Source organism: Trichocoleus sp. DQ-U1 (genome assembly GCF_039961925.1).
Lineage (GTDB): Bacteria > Cyanobacteriota > Cyanobacteriia > Cyanobacteriales > FACHB-T130 > FACHB-T130.
This window is the reverse complement of record NZ_JAMPKB010000100.1, coordinates 1-15726: the sequence shown is the minus strand read 5'-3', so window position 1 is coordinate 15726 and position 15726 is coordinate 1. Positions and strand designations below refer to the sequence as shown.

The 15726-nt window shown below is 47.2% G+C and carries 13 protein-coding genes, 1 tRNA gene and 1 pseudogene; 12 read left to right on the top strand and 3 right to left on the bottom strand.

Annotated features, from left to right (window positions below):
- From NDI34_RS25115 to NDI34_RS25100, 4 genes and pseudogenes are all read left to right on the top strand, one after another.
- A pseudogene (locus NDI34_RS25115) lies at positions 1-101 on the top strand (IS5/IS1182 family transposase); the annotation flags it as partial.
- A 472-nt stretch (positions 102-573) separates the two neighbouring features.
- A complete protein-coding gene (locus NDI34_RS25110) occupies positions 574-834 on the top strand; it encodes a hypothetical protein (RefSeq protein WP_190429651.1) in 261 nt (86 codons plus the stop codon).
- Positions 835-1053: 219 nt separating this feature from the next.
- A complete protein-coding gene (locus NDI34_RS25105; protein ID WP_348234155.1) occupies positions 1054-3282 on the top strand; it encodes a GAF domain-containing protein in 2229 nt (742 codons plus the stop codon).
- A 221-nt stretch (positions 3283-3503) separates the two neighbouring features.
- Positions 3504-5186: an AarF/ABC1/UbiB kinase family protein gene (locus tag NDI34_RS25100; RefSeq protein WP_348234154.1), complete on the top strand. Its 1683-nt coding sequence runs from the start codon at positions 3504-3506 to the stop codon at positions 5184-5186.
- Between the two features lie 103 nt (positions 5187-5289).
- On the opposite strand, the gene NDI34_RS25095 is transcribed toward NDI34_RS25100, so the two are convergent.
- A tRNA-Glu gene (locus NDI34_RS25095) sits at positions 5290-5362 on the bottom strand.
- A 292-nt stretch (positions 5363-5654) separates the two neighbouring features.
- Between NDI34_RS25095 and NDI34_RS25090 the strand changes: the two genes are divergently transcribed.
- Complete coding sequence (locus NDI34_RS25090) at positions 5655-6146, top strand: hypothetical protein (RefSeq protein WP_190532895.1); 492 nt, start codon at positions 5655-5657, stop codon at positions 6144-6146.
- A 59-nt stretch (positions 6147-6205) separates the two neighbouring features.
- Here the strand turns inward: NDI34_RS25090 and NDI34_RS25085 are convergent, their stop codons facing one another.
- Positions 6206-7891 (bottom strand): iron uptake porin, encoded by a 1686-nt coding sequence (locus NDI34_RS25085; protein WP_348234153.1) that lies wholly within the window; start codon positions 7889-7891, stop codon positions 6206-6208.
- 216 nt (positions 7892-8107) lie between these two features.
- On the opposite strand from NDI34_RS25085, the gene NDI34_RS25080 reads away from it, so the two are divergent.
- From NDI34_RS25080 to NDI34_RS25060, 5 genes are all read left to right on the top strand, one after another.
- A complete protein-coding gene (locus NDI34_RS25080) occupies positions 8108-9085 on the top strand; it encodes an aldo/keto reductase (RefSeq protein WP_348234152.1) in 978 nt (325 codons plus the stop codon).
- Between the two features lie 258 nt (positions 9086-9343).
- The gene (locus tag NDI34_RS25075; RefSeq protein ID WP_348234151.1) at positions 9344-10378 is read left to right on the top strand and encodes a multicopper oxidase domain-containing protein; all 1035 of its coding nucleotides are present in this window, start codon (positions 9344-9346) and stop codon (positions 10376-10378) included.
- A gap of 96 nt (positions 10379-10474) precedes the next feature.
- Positions 10475-11506, top strand: coding sequence for a helix-hairpin-helix domain-containing protein (locus NDI34_RS25070; protein WP_190985512.1), 1032 nt, complete (start codon positions 10475-10477; stop codon positions 11504-11506).
- 24 nt (positions 11507-11530) lie between these two features.
- Positions 11531-11965 carry a ferritin-like domain-containing protein gene (locus NDI34_RS25065; protein ID WP_190410818.1) on the top strand — a complete coding sequence of 145 codons (435 nt, stop codon included), beginning with the start codon at positions 11531-11533 and terminating at the stop codon, positions 11963-11965.
- 243 nt (positions 11966-12208) lie between these two features.
- Entirely contained in the window at positions 12209-13177 is a 969-nt protein-coding gene (locus tag NDI34_RS25060) for an FTR1 family protein (RefSeq protein WP_190429405.1), read from the top strand.
- 317 nt (positions 13178-13494) lie between these two features.
- Here the strand turns inward: NDI34_RS25060 and NDI34_RS25055 are convergent, their stop codons facing one another.
- Complete coding sequence (locus tag NDI34_RS25055) at positions 13495-13794, bottom strand: 30S ribosomal protein PSRP-3 (protein ID WP_190410816.1); 300 nt, start codon at positions 13792-13794, stop codon at positions 13495-13497.
- Positions 13795-13921: 127 nt separating this feature from the next.
- Between NDI34_RS25055 and NDI34_RS25050 the strand changes: the two genes are divergently transcribed.
- Together NDI34_RS25050 and NDI34_RS25045 are read left to right on the top strand one after the other, a co-directional pair.
- Positions 13922-14755, top strand: a complete 834-nt coding sequence (locus tag NDI34_RS25050) for a TIGR01548 family HAD-type hydrolase (RefSeq protein WP_190432677.1) — start codon at positions 13922-13924, stop codon at positions 14753-14755.
- A 154-nt stretch (positions 14756-14909) separates the two neighbouring features.
- The gene (locus NDI34_RS25045; protein ID WP_242029116.1) at positions 14910-15383 is read left to right on the top strand and encodes a peptidoglycan-binding protein; all 474 of its coding nucleotides are present in this window, start codon (positions 14910-14912) and stop codon (positions 15381-15383) included.
- Positions 15384-15726: the final 343 nt, after the last annotated feature.

Here is a 15726-nt window from a genome sequence, read left to right as displayed (position 1 = left end):
AACTCAAGCAGTATCGAGCGATTGCAACGCGCTACGACAAGCGTGCGGTTAACTTTCTCGGTGCGATTCACCTCGCTGCTACGGTCATCTGGTTGAATTGATGACACGCCCTAGGTTGTTCCCTAGAAAAACCGCTGAAAATCACTTCTTTAGTGAGAACCCCGTTTTATTCAAAAAATGAGCTTCTCGTTGCTCCAATGGTTTTTCTGCCGACTACCTGACATTAGACTGGCAAGACTGCGCTAGCGCTACGCCAACTTCTCCTGACTCCTCTTGTTTTAGGGATGAAACGCTTACGGAGGAAGGGGAGAAAAGAAGTTACGTCACTGTGATTTAGAGCAAGTCTGCCATTGAGCTTTATTTAAGAAAAAGCCAATTTGGCATTCAGGTTTTAGTAGATATTTCAGTGATTTCAATCACAAAAGCCCTAACTGGAAATCACAAGAATCAGGATGTATACATCATAAAGTCATTGCCGACAGGGTCACTTAGACAGAAAGATTAGCGTCACCTGATGGCAACTGGATAAATTGGATACTGACCTTGCTGAGCAAGTCGTCTAGGAGGTGCACGATGATTCTAATTCGAGAAGTGGTTCAACAAGCTCTCAGTACTGGTTTTTTGACAGTGGAAGCAGAAGAGCTGCTCCGGGAGATGCTCCAAGGCAAATATGGCTCAGAGGATCTGAAAGCTTTTATGAGCCTACAACAAGCTGCCATGTCTGGTCAGGTGACGCAAGAGTCGCGCGTGCTGCTGGAAGAAAAAATCCTGGGGCAGGCTGAGTCGTTGAAACGGTTAGCCACAGAGGTACTGGTTACCACTTCTAGAAATTAGGCATTTGAACTGGTAGAAATCTAAAAAATCTGGGAACCCTAGTCTATAGAAGAGTGAGGGTGAAATCTGGTTGCCCCAGTCATGGTTGTAAAAGATTGACAGCGGATTGCTCCCGACAAACGACTGTTTTTATTGCTGCCGTGCCAACGCCTCTCCCTCTATCCAGCAGAGTGTCTTTTAACCCCTGCCTTGATGTCCTCCTAATGAAGCTCGGCTAAGATGAATGATGCACAAGCGGATATGGATGCAGCCACTGCGATCGCAACGCGGATGTCCCAAGAGTTGGTCGCAAAGCGGCACGCTAGCGTTAGTAAAGCGGCTCAGGAAGAGCTGGCGGCTGTCAAAGAGCTGCAAACAGCTGCAACCCTGATGGTAGAGCCTCTCACTTCACCGATGCCCAGTCCAGTTGAACCGGGTTTTATAGAGGAATACAAGGGCGCACTCATGCATTACCCCAGCGATCGCTGCATTCACTTAGGGCAACAGATTACTCAAATCCTTCTGACAAGCTCAGCTCCGGAAGCGGTATTGCCCAAAATTGCGGAGGTGGTGGGAAGGAGTTTGCAGGCAGACGCTTGTTTTATAAAAGCGATCGCGAGCCATCAGGCGACGCCACAGGCTGCTTTTTGGTATGCAGAGGCATTTTCAGGGTCTAACAAAACATCCAACGTGGCGGAGGCGGGAACCGTTGAGTTTAAGAGCGTGCGTCCTCTGTCCTCGAAAGGATGGATGCAAGAAAATGCCGTGCTAGAAGAGATCCTAAGCGATCGCCAACCTGTAGCGATTTCGGATACTCAGGCAATTGAAACTGGACGTGCCTGGGAAGATCCGGTACGTGCCGTGCTGGGAATTCAAACCCAATTTCAATCTTCAGCAAATGGGGTGATTGTCGTCGGGCGATCGCAACCCGGCGATTGGACAGAGATTGAAAAAGAATTGCTGAAAGCTGTGTCAGACTCAGTTGCGATCGCCATTTCTCAAGTCCAACTCCAGCGACAGGTGCGTATCGCCGCCCAATACCAAATCCTGATCAACCAGCTGACCTTGGCAATTCGAGCAGGCAAAGACGTGAATCAGATTCTCCAACTCGCGCTTGCCGGTACAGCTCAAGCTTTCCAAGTTCACCGTGGCTTTATTCTACTGTTGAAATACGTCGCTCCCCCGTTGAAAAACCGTTCTTTAAAGCAGATTCCTAAAGCGAAAGTTACGGTAGTTTGCGAATGGTCTTCCCAAAGCAACAGCGAACAACCAGCAATTAAAGAAACAACCGCTTCTGTTTTACCTTCTTGGTTAAACCATTCTTTTGCTCTATCGGAGTGTCACTGGTGCCAACAAGTCTTCATGCAGTCGCCTGAGCTATTGGCGATCGCGAATCAAGCGGATCTCGCTACCAGCAACCCAGCAGACACCTCTGCCAGCCAATCCTCCGACCTGTTTAAAGAAGCCATGCCTGCTCTGCTGATGGTTCCCCTGGAAAGCCAAGGTACCGTGTTAGGGTTCCTGGTGCTACAGCATCATCAGCCTCGTTCCTGGCAATCTGAGGAATTAGAGTTAGTAAAATTAGTCAGCGCTCAGGCGAGTACAGCAATCATTCAAACGCAATCATTACGCCAAGTGCAAGCTCTTGTCGAGGAGCGTACCGCCCAGCTGCAAGGCAGTATGGAAGTGCAGGCAAAGTTGTACGAAAAAACTCGCCAACAACTCGATCAGTTGCGGCAACTCAATCAAGTGAAGGATGAATTCATCAGCAACCTGAGCCATGAGTTGAACACACCGCTCACCACGATGAAGCTAGCGATTCGGATGTTACGTCAAGCCGAACAGTCGCCAGAAAGTCGTGCTAAGTATCTGCAAATGCTGGATGAGCAGTGTACTCGAGAAATTGATTTGATCGCGGACTTGCTCGCTCTCCAGAAACTGGAGTCGAAGAAATCTTCAATTCATCTGCAAAAGATAGACCTCAAGCAGGTTATTCAAGAGTTAGTTGAGCCGTTTGAGCAGAAATGGGTGGATAAAGGATTAACGCTAGCCGTAGAGTTCCCCAAGCGATCGCTAATGCTTCAGACTGACACGGATAGCCTCAATCGCATACTGCATGAGCTTTTGACCAATGCTGGCAAATATTCTGAGCCAGATTCTACCGTTCATTTGCGTGCTACTCACGAGATTAATCCGCAAGGGAATCAGATTGTTCTTTACTTGAGCAACAATGGTCCTGGCATCTCGCCAGCAGAAATGGGGTATATCTTTGATAAATTCCGCCGGGGTAAAGGCATCACCGAACAAGCAATTCAAGGCACTGGGTTGGGTCTAGCTCTGGTAAAGTCTTTAGTACAGCACCTCAATGGTGCGATCGCTGTCTCTAGTTGTTCTACTGAAGATACTCACGCTTGCGAAACCTGCTTCACTCTCACCTTGCCTCAGTCTTTTGACAGCACTCAAGTCTGAAGCCAGAAACTAGACAATCAGACGCCAAATCTGAGAATTTATAAGCTGTTGCACGTTTAACTTGCATATTCTGAAAATAGGGGAAAAGTGGTGAATTCCTCTCTTCTGTTCTTGTAGCAGTTCAGACTGGCTTGCTTCGAGATTTCACGGCTTACTAATTCTTGTAAGGGCTTACCTGCCAAGCACCCCGATTCTGACTCTTGACTTTATTAAGGGATGATATGCTCGCAAAAGCTCCACTAAAACCCCTACGTTGGCAACGAACGAAATATACTGCCCTTGCTCGTCAACTAGACATTTTTGGAGCAGCAGCAGAGTGGGTGTTTTATTTATGGTGGGATAATATCTTTAGAAATACTTCCCCTTTACATAAAAAGCGACGGGCACAGTGGTTAGTTGAAACTTTACTAGATTTAGGTCCCACTTTTATTAAGATTGGGCAGGCATTATCTACCCGCGCAGATTTGCTGCCTCTAGAATATGTAGAAGCGTTGGGGCAGCTACAGGATCGGGTTCCGGAATTTAGTGCCGAGCAAGCAGTCGCGCTGATTGAATCGGAACTTGGTAATTCAATTCATGCTCTGTATCGGGAATTCGATCGTTTTCCGATTGCTGCGGCTAGTTTAGGGCAAGTCCACAAAGCACGGCTGCATACGGGTGAAGATGTCGTTGTCAAAGTACAACGTCCGGGATTAGAAAGGTTATTTAAATTAGATTTTCAAGCTTTGGGTAGGCTTGTCCGTTTTTCGCGGCGCTATATGCCTTGGACAAGAAAATATGAATTAGAAGCAATTTATAGCGAATTCTTTAATCTTCTTTATCAAGAGATTGATTATATTCAAGAAGGTAAAAATGCCGAACGTTTTGCTGCCAATTTCCTCGGTTATCCCCGGATTTTGATTCCGAAAGTTTACTGGCGTTACACAACCACAAAAATTTTAACTGTAGAATATTTACCTGGAATCAAAGTAAGCGATCGCAAAACTATTGAAGCCTGTGGGTTAGACCCGAAAAGAATCAACCAACTTGGAATCTGTTGTTATTTAAAACAACTCTTACAAGATGGTTTTTTTCAAGCAGATCCTCACCCTGGAAATATGGCAGTGAGCCAGGATGGCAGCTTAATTTTTTATGACTTTGGCATGATGGCAGAACTGAAGTCTATTGCCAAAGATCAAATGATCAGAACATTTTTTGCTGTCCTAAAAAAGGATACAGACGAGGTATTAGATACCTTAATTGATATGGGTTTAGTGGTGCCTGTCGCGGATATGACTCCGGTACGAAGGTTATTAACTTTTATCTTAGATAAGTTCACTGAAAAACCGATTGATGTCAAAGCTTTTAGTGAAATGAGTACCGAAGTTTATGCCATGTTTGAGCAGCAACCCTTTCGCTTGCCTGCCCAGATGACGTTTATTTTGAAGGCTTTAACTACACTCGATGGGATCGCTAGGACACTCGATCCTGAATATAATCCAGTAGCAGCGGCTCAACCCTTTATTAAAAGTATCACTGTCTCTCAAGCCAAAGGAAATTTAATCGGGGAACTTGCCCGACAAGCCAAGAATTTTATTGGTTATAAATTGCGACAGCCAAAAACTTCGGAAATTTTAATCCGGCGCTTAGAAGAACGAATTGAACAGGGAGAGTTACAACTGCGGGTGCGAACCCTTGAAAGCGATCGCATCCTCAAACGGATTAACTTAGCCCTAAAAAGCCTAATTTATGCTTGTTTAACAGGTTTTACCCTCCTGTCGGCGGCAGTGCTGCTGGCGCTACCTTCCTATAGTAGTTGGGCGATCGCTATTTTTGGTTTATCAGGTCTATGGTTCTTGGTGTTGCTACGCTCTTTATTCAATTTAGGCTTGAAAGAAAAAATAGACAAACTCACTGAAAAATAGCTGTTAGCCGTTCGTTCTTTTCTCATCTAGTAACGATGAGAATTTATTCCCTTAAATTAAAAAGGCAAAAGGCAAGAAAAACTTCTTGCTTTTTGCCTTTTGATACCCCCAGGGGAATTCGAATCCCCGTCGCCTCCGTGAAAGGGAGGTGTCCTAGGCCTCTAGACGATGGGGGCCTGCTCCGTTGCACTTTTATTAATTTAGCCAATTGAAAAGCTTTTGTCAACACCTAAACGAAAAAAATTTGAGCGGGGAGTTAAGACAGGCAATTTCGGAGTTTTGGGGCAGGAGGAGCGCGATCGCGTTAGGCTAGTGGCTGGGTAAGCAGCCAGGGTATGCGGCAATAATTTGCCGTCCCGCGATCGCGGGACGCGACCAATCGGGACGTAATTTTAGTGAAAAGCCCGATCGCGTCAGCTAGAGCTGCTAGAACAATAGTAGTCTTTAATTTCTATCTCCTCACATTCCATGCTGACCCATCACCGCAGACCTGTCTGCCTATCACTTGTATCTACTGATATGCCGGTTTGGTCTACCATTGAAACCGCTGCTACCTTATATCAAAAAGACAAACAGCGCTTTCATCTGCTGCTCACGGAACCAGAAATCCGGGATTGGGAACGCTCTGATGAAGCGCCCACTGTTGCTAAAGACCAACCGCCAGAAACTCCCAGACTTTTGTGGTTGGAAATTTCCCCTTCTAGGGTGATCATGACCATGCAGGGAAACGGCAAGTTGAGTTATCGCCATCTCTGGGAACGAGGAATTTATGGTCTTAGCCGCTATTGGTTACATAGCGAGTCCTTAGCCGCGCATGGACAGGTGCGTCTGCGAAACTTTACCAAAAGTTTGACTCTAGAAGGGCGTCTCTTGCCAGAACATCTGCGGCTGGAATATGAATTATGGTCGGAAAAAGTCCAGTTGGGGAGCTATATCCTGAATCTGGAGATTCATCATTAGTCATTCGTCCTTAGTTGCGACTCCTCAACTAAGGACGGATGACTAATGACTTCAGACTTTTAAAAAGTAAACGTTGTTCGGATGGTGCCAATCACCAGATCGTCATTAGCCGCATTATGATCGGGAGCAGTGAGCCAGATAATCCCCGGTGTTATCGCGATGTTATCCGTCACCTGGTACTGATAGAACGCTTCTAGGTGCAATGAAGTATCTGAATCCTGAATGCCCAACTGGCTAAGGCTATTAGCCCGATTTGTCACCTTTGGCTCCATGCCAACAATCACACCTGCCAAATTGCCGGTTTTTCCCAAGTCAGGAAATGCCAACGTTAAAGCCCAGTTCCAGATGTTGGCATCTCCCAGGGCGATCGCCCTCGCCGCCGTGTAGCCAACCCATCCTCCGACGACAAACCGGGGACTAATCTGAAAAGAGGCTTCTACACCGTAGGAATTGCTAACCACTGGAAACCCTAACGGATTTAACTGATTATTCAGCTTGGCGTCATTGCTGCCAGTTTGCAGGTCATTTTTATAAGCGTGAACATAAGTTAATCCAATGCTGGCGCGATCGCTGGGTTTAAATAATACTTGCGCTAGTGCCCCATAAGAACCATTGAACAATCCGTTTCCAGATTCCGGAGTATCAGCGTCCCCGGCTAAATAGCCTAAGCTCAGTTCTAGTTTTTCGTTGAAAGCGTGCCGAATCCCAATACCTGCCCCCTCAACCAGGTAGTAAATGGAAGGACGGGTTCCGAAGCGAGATAAGGCACCGCTGCCACCGTCGCCATCCAGGTAAGGGTTGACGGTATTCGTAAAGTTTTCTGCATCAGCGGCATTGGCAGCAACCACGACTTCTGTATTCTTGCCGACGGGGAACTGGTAAAGCAGCTCATCAATCACGACATCACTGCTAGTATCGCCCGTAAAAGACAGGTCGCCTTCTGGGGTAAGGGTACGTTCGGAAAGCGAACCCAATCCTTCAGCTTGCAGTCGAGTTCTCAGGATATCTCGACCTGTAAAGCTAGTTTCTAAGTTTAGGCGCGTCCGATGCCCAAAGATTGCCACGTCATCGATCGGCTTGCCATCAGCATTTTCCCCAGTTGCAACGCCTGCAACCCCAAAAATCGCTTCCCCAGCAAGTTTGGTCGTGGTGGAAAATCCAATCAGTTTCAGTTCCTCAGTCCGCGCTGTTAGTTCATCGACTTTCCCGCGCAGCAAGGCGAGTTCAAGGGTATATTCTTCTTTTAAACGCTCCAATATCACTAAGTCTTCTTTAGCAATGGCGTCTCCGTTCGCCACAGGCAGTACCTGGCTAATTCGGTTGAGGGCAAGATTTAGGGCAGCAGCGAATTCATCGCGGCTCAAGGCTCGATTGCCCCGAAAGGTGCCATCGGGATAGCCAGCAATGACCCCATATCGCTCTACTAAAGACCGTAGCGCCTCATACGCCCAGTCACCTGGTTGAACATCCTTTAGCTGGGAAACGTTGGTGACTTGGTTCATGCGGTCATCAACAGAGTCTTCCTGCGCCGAGTCTGGCTGAGCGTAGCCATCAATTTGTTCTAAAACGCTGGATGATGACTCCGGGGGGTCATCGACGGGCATGACAACTTCTGGAGTGTCAACAGGAACGGGATTTTCTGGCGTTGTCGGAATTTCAGACGCGATCGCTTTCCCACCGACAACCAGGATTGCTCCTAAAACTGCTGAGCTTACCCACTGAGGATTCTTTAAGATTTTGCACATCTTTACTCTTCACACCACTTAACCTTCTCCCCCATTCTTCATTGTCAGATGCTTTCTAACATGAAGAGAGAGAAGATTTGTTTTATTTCAGCCAGAGTGTTCCTTCGTTGAAATTTCAGTAGCGATCGCATCCGATGAAACAACCAGAATCATTGCGATCGCAAGCAGGAATCGCTGCTAAAACAAAGAGTAGAAGCACTACTCTATAAAATCACCATGACACCGAAAACAACGCGCCGTGCTTTCTTAGCCACTAGCATAGCTGTAGCAGGAGGGATTGTCGGCACTGCGGCGTTGAAAGAAGAGCGGACGCCTGCGGAGTCATCTCCAACCCTGGTGACAGCGACCATGCCAGAACGGGAATTGGGAAGTACTGGGGTGCGTCTCCCAATTCTCGGTTTAGGGGGTGCTGGACAGACACCATTATCCTGGGAAAATTCGGAAGAGAAAGCGATCGCGCTCGTTGAAAAAGCTTTAGCTCTTGGCATTCGTCACTTTGATACAGGGGCAAGCTATGGCCCTAGTGAAGATTATCTAGGAAAAGTTCTACCTGCACATCGAAGTAGGTTGTTCCTGAGCAGTAAGACAGCTATCCGCGACCGAGATGGGGCTTGGCGGGAGTTGGAGCGCACTCTTAAACGTCTGAATACAGATTACCTTGACCTATGGCAACTCCATCATGTCTCTTTTGAGCCAGAACTAGACGAAATTTTTGGGCGCAACGGTGCAATTCAGGCTTTGGAAGAGGCAAAACAGCAAAAGCTAGTGCGTTTCGTTGGCATCACCGGGCACCACGAACCGGCAATCATTGCTGAAGGCTTGCGCCGCTATGCCTTTGATACGACACTTATTCCCGTAAATGCTGCCGATAAACACCATCCCCGCCCGTTTATCCCCGCAGTGCTACCCTTGGCGCAGGAGAAAAAGGTGGGCGTCATTGCCATGAAAGTGCCAGCTTATGGGCGTCTATTTAAGCCGGGAGTGTTGGAGGGAATGCATCAAGCGTTAGGATATTCGCTGTCAGTCCCAGGTGTACATTGTGCAGTCATCGCCGCTGAAAATCCTACACAGTTAGAGTCAAATGTCAAGGTAGCCCAGGCATTCCAACCACTTGCTGAGAGAGCGATCGCAGAAATTGAGCAACGCACTGCTGCTGCTTGGGAGGATAATACTTTCTTCCGCGCTTGGACTTGATTGTTTTAACCGCAAAGGACGCAGAAAAATTCGCCCTCACGACGATTACCGAACCTCACTATCGAAAAAACGGCGATGAAAGTCGCACGACGCCTTAATGCTATGTATGCACTGTCAAAACTAGGCAAGCAATTTTACTAACGTTTATCTTGATTTACTTATTGAGAATAATTGACAATAAATGAACAGGGTTTTATACTCTTCTGGAATTATTTACAAACTTTCCTCAATTGATCGGCGCGAACCGTCGATCGTGTCATGCCGAAGAACCCACTACTATTACTACAACAAGGAAAACCTTTGAGCCGCCGCAAACTGCTGGCACTCGGATTAGCAGGAGTCGGTGTGACTGGTGCAGCGTTAGCCGGAGGTAATGCTTTACGCTTGGCTTTACCCGCTCTCAATAAAAAACGAACGCTCCCAGCAAGAGTACCACCAGTTGCCAGCGATACACCCGCCGATCCGAGTGGCTTAAACCCAATGAGGGTGTTGCGGGATTTTGATTATGGCACGATTAAGCAGGAAAATGGACGGACAATCCGGGAATTTCGGATTGTTGCGGAGAATTCCATGCTACAGCTCAATAGTGCGGTTTCTTTTAACACCTGGACTTTCAACAATCGCGTACCGGGGCCAACATTACGGGCAAAAGAAGGCGATCGCATTCGCGTTCTTTTCCTCAATCAAGGCGGACATTCCCATTCAATGCACTTTCATGGCTTCCACCGTTCTGAGATGGATGGAGTGCGTCCGGTGCGCCACGGAGCCGCAACAATTTATGAGTTTGACGCAGAACCCTTTGGTGTGCATCTGTACCACTGCCATACGGAGCCGGTGACGCGGCATATTAGCAAAGGGCTGTATGGAATGTTTATCATCGACCCTCCAGAAAGCCGTCCCCCGGCGGATGAGATGGTGCTGATGATGGCTGGCTATGACATCGATGAGGATCGGAAAAATGAACTTTATGCCTTTAATGGTCTGCCTGACTATTACATGATGCACCCGATCCCGATTTACCAGAATCAACTGATTCGCCTATACGTTCTGAACATGATTGAGTTCGATGTAGCGGCGACGTTTCACCTGCACGCCAATATGTTTCAGGTGTATCGCACTGGGCGTACTCTAACTCCCAGCGAAGAAACAGATGTCATCACGATGGGTACCGCTGAGCGGCATATCCTAGAATTTTCCTTCCGGTACCCGGGGAAATATATGTTTCATCCCCATCAGGATGAGATGGCAGAACACGGTTGTATGGGTCAGTTTGAAGTAATGGGTTCTGCTTAGTAGAAATTTTCGCAAAAAGTAGTTGATATAGTTTTGCAACTACTAGATAATAAACCCCGGAATCTGAATAAAAAAATGTCTCAAAACTCTTCAATGATGCCTTCTTTTCGGTCTTTATCTTATACCGTGGCGATCGCTGGTTTAATCGCTCTCACCAGCTGTGGGAATGCCCCAACCACCGACAACACCGCATCCCCAGCAGCGAGTCCCTCGACCGCAGCTTCTTCCCCTGCAAGTACCACAGAAACGGCTGCTCACAATCACAGTAGTGGTAAGCAAATCAACATTAACACGGCTATTCTCTCCGAGTTAGACAAATTAGAAGCAAAATTAGGCATTCCAGCACTGTCTAATAAAATTCAAGCAAGTCGTCCCTACGGCAGTCCTGAGGAATTAGTTACCAAAAAAGTAATTAGCCAGGAGCAATATGACCAAGTGAAAGACATGGTCACGATTCAGGATGTGGTGCTAACTGGCGAAGCCAAAGACGTTGATTATATGACCAAGTTAGGCTTGATGAAGGGTCATCTCTTGGTTGCTAGAGAACTTCTGGATCAACAAAAACCCGACCAAGCGGAACCTCACATTGGGCACCCGGTAGAAGAAATTTACGTGGATGTGGAAGACCAACTCAAGGAACGCAACGTTAAAGAATTTAAGACAACTTTGATTGGCCTGCAAGATTTAATAAAGTCCAAACCCAAGGATGCTAGCGTGAAAACAAGTTTCACTCAGTCCACACAGGCTGTTGACGCGGCAATTCAGGCTTTACCCGAAACCCAACGCCAGTCTCCAAAATTTGTGCTACAGACGATCAACGGGTTGCTGGATGCGGCGAATGCAGAATATAGAGCCGCGATCGCTAACGGCAAAATCTCCGCTGCGATTGAGTATCAAGACTCGCGGGGGTTTGTTAACTACGCCGACACTTTGTATAAAGGGATCGCCGATAAAATGGTTAAAGAAAATCCGGAAGCCCACAAAGCGATCGCAGACAGCATGACCCAGTTGAAAACTGCTTGGCCCTCCGCCATTCCCCCGGCTGCACCCGTAAAGACTCCGGAGGAAGTAAACCAGCTAATCAAGACAATTGAGAAGAACGCTCAAACTGCGATCGCGAAGAGTTAACCAATCTAGGACATCACCGAAAGCATGAAAGAGCTTGACCAAAAAAAGACTATTGACCTGCTGAACACCATCATGGAATTTGAGCTGGCAGGAGTGGTGCGTTATACCCACTATTCCTTGATGGTAATTGGCCCCAATCGAATTCCGATTGTGGAATTTTTCAAATTGCAGGCAACTGAGTCTTTGACCCATGCCCAACAAGCGGGAGAAATTCTGACAGGTTTAGAGGGACATCCTAGCCTACGAATTGCTCCCATTGAGGAGACTTATAAACATTCGGTGCAGGACATTTTGCGGGAAAGCTTCAATCATGAAAAGAAAGCGCTAGACCTCTATAAAACCTTGCTAGACACGGTTGCAGATGCCAGCATTTACTTGGAAGAATTTGCCCGCACGATGATTGGCACTGAAGAAATGCACACCATAGAAATCAAAAAGATGTTGCGTGACTTTAGCTAATGGGTAATAGGTAAGCAGAGTTTTGAGTTTTAAATGTTGAGCTTTGAGCTAGAAGAAAGTTCTAATTGCGGTTCTCGATTATGTGAGGTACATTCTCAAACCTGAAAAGCTTGATAATCGTGAATTTTGGCGTACCTCACTGGTGCAATAACCGCGATCGCTCAAAACTCAAAACTCAGATGAGATAAACTCTTGCCTCTACAACTTTTTTTCCCAATTGCTTACTACCAATTACCAATCGTCATGGATTTTAGTTCTGCGCTACCTACCTTTGCGATCACCCTCCGCGAAGGCGTTGAAGCCGCCCTCGTTGTGGGGATCGTGCTGGCTTGCTTGAAAAAAGCCAAGCAGAGTTCCCTGAATCCTTGGGTTTATGCGGGTGTTGGGGCTGGGCTTGCCGCCAGTGCCGTAGTCGGCGTTCTGTTAGCCTGGATAGCTCAAGCGCTCTCGAAATCCAATCAACCCTTTGCACCCGTCCTGGAGCCACTTCTGGAGGGTGTATTCAGTGTAATCGCGATCGCGATGCTCAGCTGGATGCTCATCTGGATGACTCAACAGGCACGCTCGATGAAAGCATCTGTCGAAGGAGCCGTTACATCGGCTCTGAGGCAAAAAGGGGGTTCGGGTTGGGGTATTTTCAGCCTAATTTTCATCGCAGTTCTGCGGGAAGGTTTTGAAACTGTTCTCTTTATCCTTGCCAAATTTCAACAAGGTTTAATTCCAGCTTTGGGTGCCTTGGCTGGCTTAGGAGTTGCTGCTGGGATTGGTGTTGCTTTATTCAAGTGGGGAATTCGGATTAATATCCGCCTATTTTTCCAGGTGATGGGCGTTTTATTGATCCTAGTTGTTGCAGGTTTAGTCGTATCCTCGTTGAGCCATTTTGACTCAGCGATCGCTACATTAGCTCAAATGGATCGGAAGTCAGAAGCTTTGTGTTTCTACTACGAACGGTTTGCTAAAAATCCCTCTTGTATTTTGGGACCAATCGTTTGGAATACGACCCAAATTTTTCCCGATGACAAGTTTCCTGGCCTACTTTTTAGCGCCTTGTTCGGATATACCGATAAGCTCTACGTCGTTCAAGCAGTCAGTTACCTGCTGTTTTTGCTGACTATTGGGGGCATTTATTTCCGCAGTATTACCGGACGCACCAGTGTAGCCGCGGCAAATGGTAAATCGGCACAAAAACCGATTAGCTATCGGCAAGAATAGCGCCAATTGCAAGATTCTAGAGATTGGTATAGAGGTAGTCATAGAAAAACCCGTTTTCTTCTCAGAAAACGGGTTTTTCTATGTTCGGATTGTGTTAGCGACATACCGATTGTCCCACCGCTTCAGGGTGACAGGAACAATACGTCCTTTGCAAAAATGAGCGATCGCCAGTTGCTAAGCAGGACAGTTTAGCCCTAGAAAAGAAATTGCTACCCTCTTTAGTCACATAAAGGTTAGCTTATCTCTCTTGCTCAACTCCGAAGTGCTTTGGCAGCAGGACAAAAGCATTAAACTCTGGCAGATGCACAGGAGAATTCTTAAGCACTACCCGTGAAGGCGACTTCTGGAAATTTTGCCTGAGCATCAGACATAGAACGGCGTTTGCCTTCTTCTTGCCAGTAGTTAATCACTTCTGTCGCTTTGTTGAGCAACGCGACGCGCTCTTGATCGGTAATCCAATGCTTGGCTTCCAACTCATTTTTTAGCTGTTCCCAAGCATCGTTCCGAGGCCAGAAAAAGTAAGATGTCAGGGGGCTGGTGCCTTTGCCTACTACTTGGTCAACTGCTAGTGCGACGTTCTCTTCCAGCCAGAGAACCTTTAAAATAAACCTCGACAATCACACCTCCAGGGAAGTCCCAGGCTTGTTGAATACTCTACAAACGATTATTTTACACCTAGGCGATCGTGGATAGCTATGTGTTTGCTCATCGGATATTTTAATTGGGATTGGGAGGTGCTTTGCAGTGGTTCAAGAATCTAGTTGCCTAAGTTTAGTCGTTTTCGATATTGACGGTGTGGTGCGAGATGTTGGGGGATCTTACCGACGGGCGCTGGCTGATACTGTGGAGCAGTTTACAGAGGGTGCTTACCGACCAACCCCAGAGGAAATTGACCATCTGAAGTTGGAAGGGATGTGGAATAACGATTGGGAGGCATCCCAAGAGTTGGTATATCGTTACTTTGAAAGCGCTGGACAGAAAAGATCGCAGCTAAGCCTTGATTATGACGTTTTGGTTGCTTTTTTCCAATCGCGGTATCGAGGGCCAGATCCTCACCATTGGACGGGTTATATCTGCCATGAACCGCTGCTATTACAGCCGAGCTATCTAGAGCAATTGACAGCGGCTGGAATTCCCTGGGGCTTTTTTAGTGGTGCTACCCGTGGATCGGCTAATTATGTCTTAGAGCAACGCTTGGGTTTAAAGTCGCCGTTGCTCATTGCGATGGAAGATGCTCCGGGTAAACCTGACCCAACAGGGCTGTTTGCGGCAGTACAAGCGATGGAAGAAAGATCGTCGGTTCCCCCCTCAACCCCGGTTATTTATGTGGGAGATACGGTTGCCGATATTTACACGATTGAAAAGGCGCGATCGCTTAGCGTCTCCCAAGGAGAATCGCTCCACCCTGACCGTCGTTGGATTGCAGTGGGCATTTTGCCACCCCACGTTCAGGAAAACCAGCAACAAAGGGATGCTTATGCAAATGCTCTCAAGGCTGCTGGTGCTGCTGCGATTTTCAGCAATGTACAGGAATTGACACCCGTGCAGATTTTACAACTGGTCAATTCACCAGAATGAGCGAATCGTGTAGCAGCGGGCGAGTGGGTATTGCTTCATACGAATGGGTGAGCGGTTAAGGTGAGTTTAAATACACCTAGCAGGGCGAAGGGGAAGCGGGGCTGCCATCAGTAGATTGGAACTGTAGAAACAACACTTCCCAGGAAAATTCATCATGCAATCAACCAATCAATTTGAAGCCATGACTCCTCAAGCCGCTGCTACCAATGCGATTAAAAAGCCAGTTCTGCGTAGAGGTTCCCGCGATCGCGCAGTGGTAGAACTCCAACAACTACTCGCTCATTGGGGCTATTATGCCACTCCTTTCGATGATGTGTTTGACCTCCCCGTCGAAAATGCCGTGAAAGCTTTTCAACACCGCGTCTTTCTAGTAGAAGATGGGATTGTTGGCGCTAAGACGTGGCAAGCTCTTTACTCTGGTGCCCCCGTTGATATGCCGGAACTGAGACTAGGTAGCCGTGGTGAAGCAGTGAAAACCCTTCAGAAAGTCCTACAGTTGATTCCCGATGGTATATTTGGGTCAATTACCCAGAATACTGTGAAAAGCTTCCAAAGCTCCCGTGGCTTGGTAGCGGATGGAATTGTCGCTTCTCGCACTTGGTTTGAGTTGAGCAAGCTACCTCACTAAGAAGTTGTTGCATCGGGATGTGGTGGCGCTCCTTTTTTACCTGCATCCCTCGTATCGAATTGGAACTTTCAACCAGCGCGATCGCTCTAGAAGTCTTAGGGCGATCGCTGTGCTTTTCGCGCTGGTTGTTTAATCAGGAGTTTGAACTGTGCAGAAAATCGATAAATTTTTACTCAGAATGCAGCTTCTGACCGCAGAGAGTGTGCGGAGCGGGTATCGCCATCTATATTAACCTCAGTTCGGGATAAGCATTTGTAGACTCAGAAACCCTGAAGTAGGTTGAGGAGAGAAGTTGCAAGCCGAGAGAGGAGTTGGTGATTGTGGATAGAAATTGATGGAGAAG

Bases quoted from the DNA above. Each gene is read 5' to 3' on its own strand.
- NDI34_RS25110 (WP_190429651.1), top strand. From the start codon at position 574: ATGATTCTAATTCGAGAAGTGGTTCAACAAGCTCTCAGTACTGGTTTT.
- NDI34_RS25105 (WP_348234155.1), top strand. From the start codon at position 1,054: ATGAATGATGCACAAGCGGATATGGATGCAGCCACTGCGATCGCAACG.
- NDI34_RS25100 (WP_348234154.1), top strand. From the start codon at position 3,504: ATGCTCGCAAAAGCTCCACTAAAACCCCTACGTTGGCAACGAACGAAA.
- NDI34_RS25090 (WP_190532895.1), top strand. From the start codon at position 5,655: ATGCTGACCCATCACCGCAGACCTGTCTGCCTATCACTTGTATCTACT.
- NDI34_RS25085 (WP_348234153.1), bottom strand. From the start codon at position 7,891: ATGTGCAAAATCTTAAAGAATCCTCAGTGGGTAAGCTCAGCAGTTTTA.
- NDI34_RS25080 (WP_348234152.1), top strand. From the start codon at position 8,108: ATGACACCGAAAACAACGCGCCGTGCTTTCTTAGCCACTAGCATAGCT.
- NDI34_RS25075 (WP_348234151.1), top strand. From the start codon at position 9,344: ATGCCGAAGAACCCACTACTATTACTACAACAAGGAAAACCTTTGAGC.
- NDI34_RS25070 (WP_190985512.1), top strand. From the start codon at position 10,475: ATGCCTTCTTTTCGGTCTTTATCTTATACCGTGGCGATCGCTGGTTTA.
- NDI34_RS25065 (WP_190410818.1), top strand. From the start codon at position 11,531: ATGAAAGAGCTTGACCAAAAAAAGACTATTGACCTGCTGAACACCATC.
- NDI34_RS25060 (WP_190429405.1), top strand. From the start codon at position 12,209: ATGGATTTTAGTTCTGCGCTACCTACCTTTGCGATCACCCTCCGCGAA.
- NDI34_RS25045 (WP_242029116.1), top strand. From the start codon at position 14,910: ATGCAATCAACCAATCAATTTGAAGCCATGACTCCTCAAGCCGCTGCT.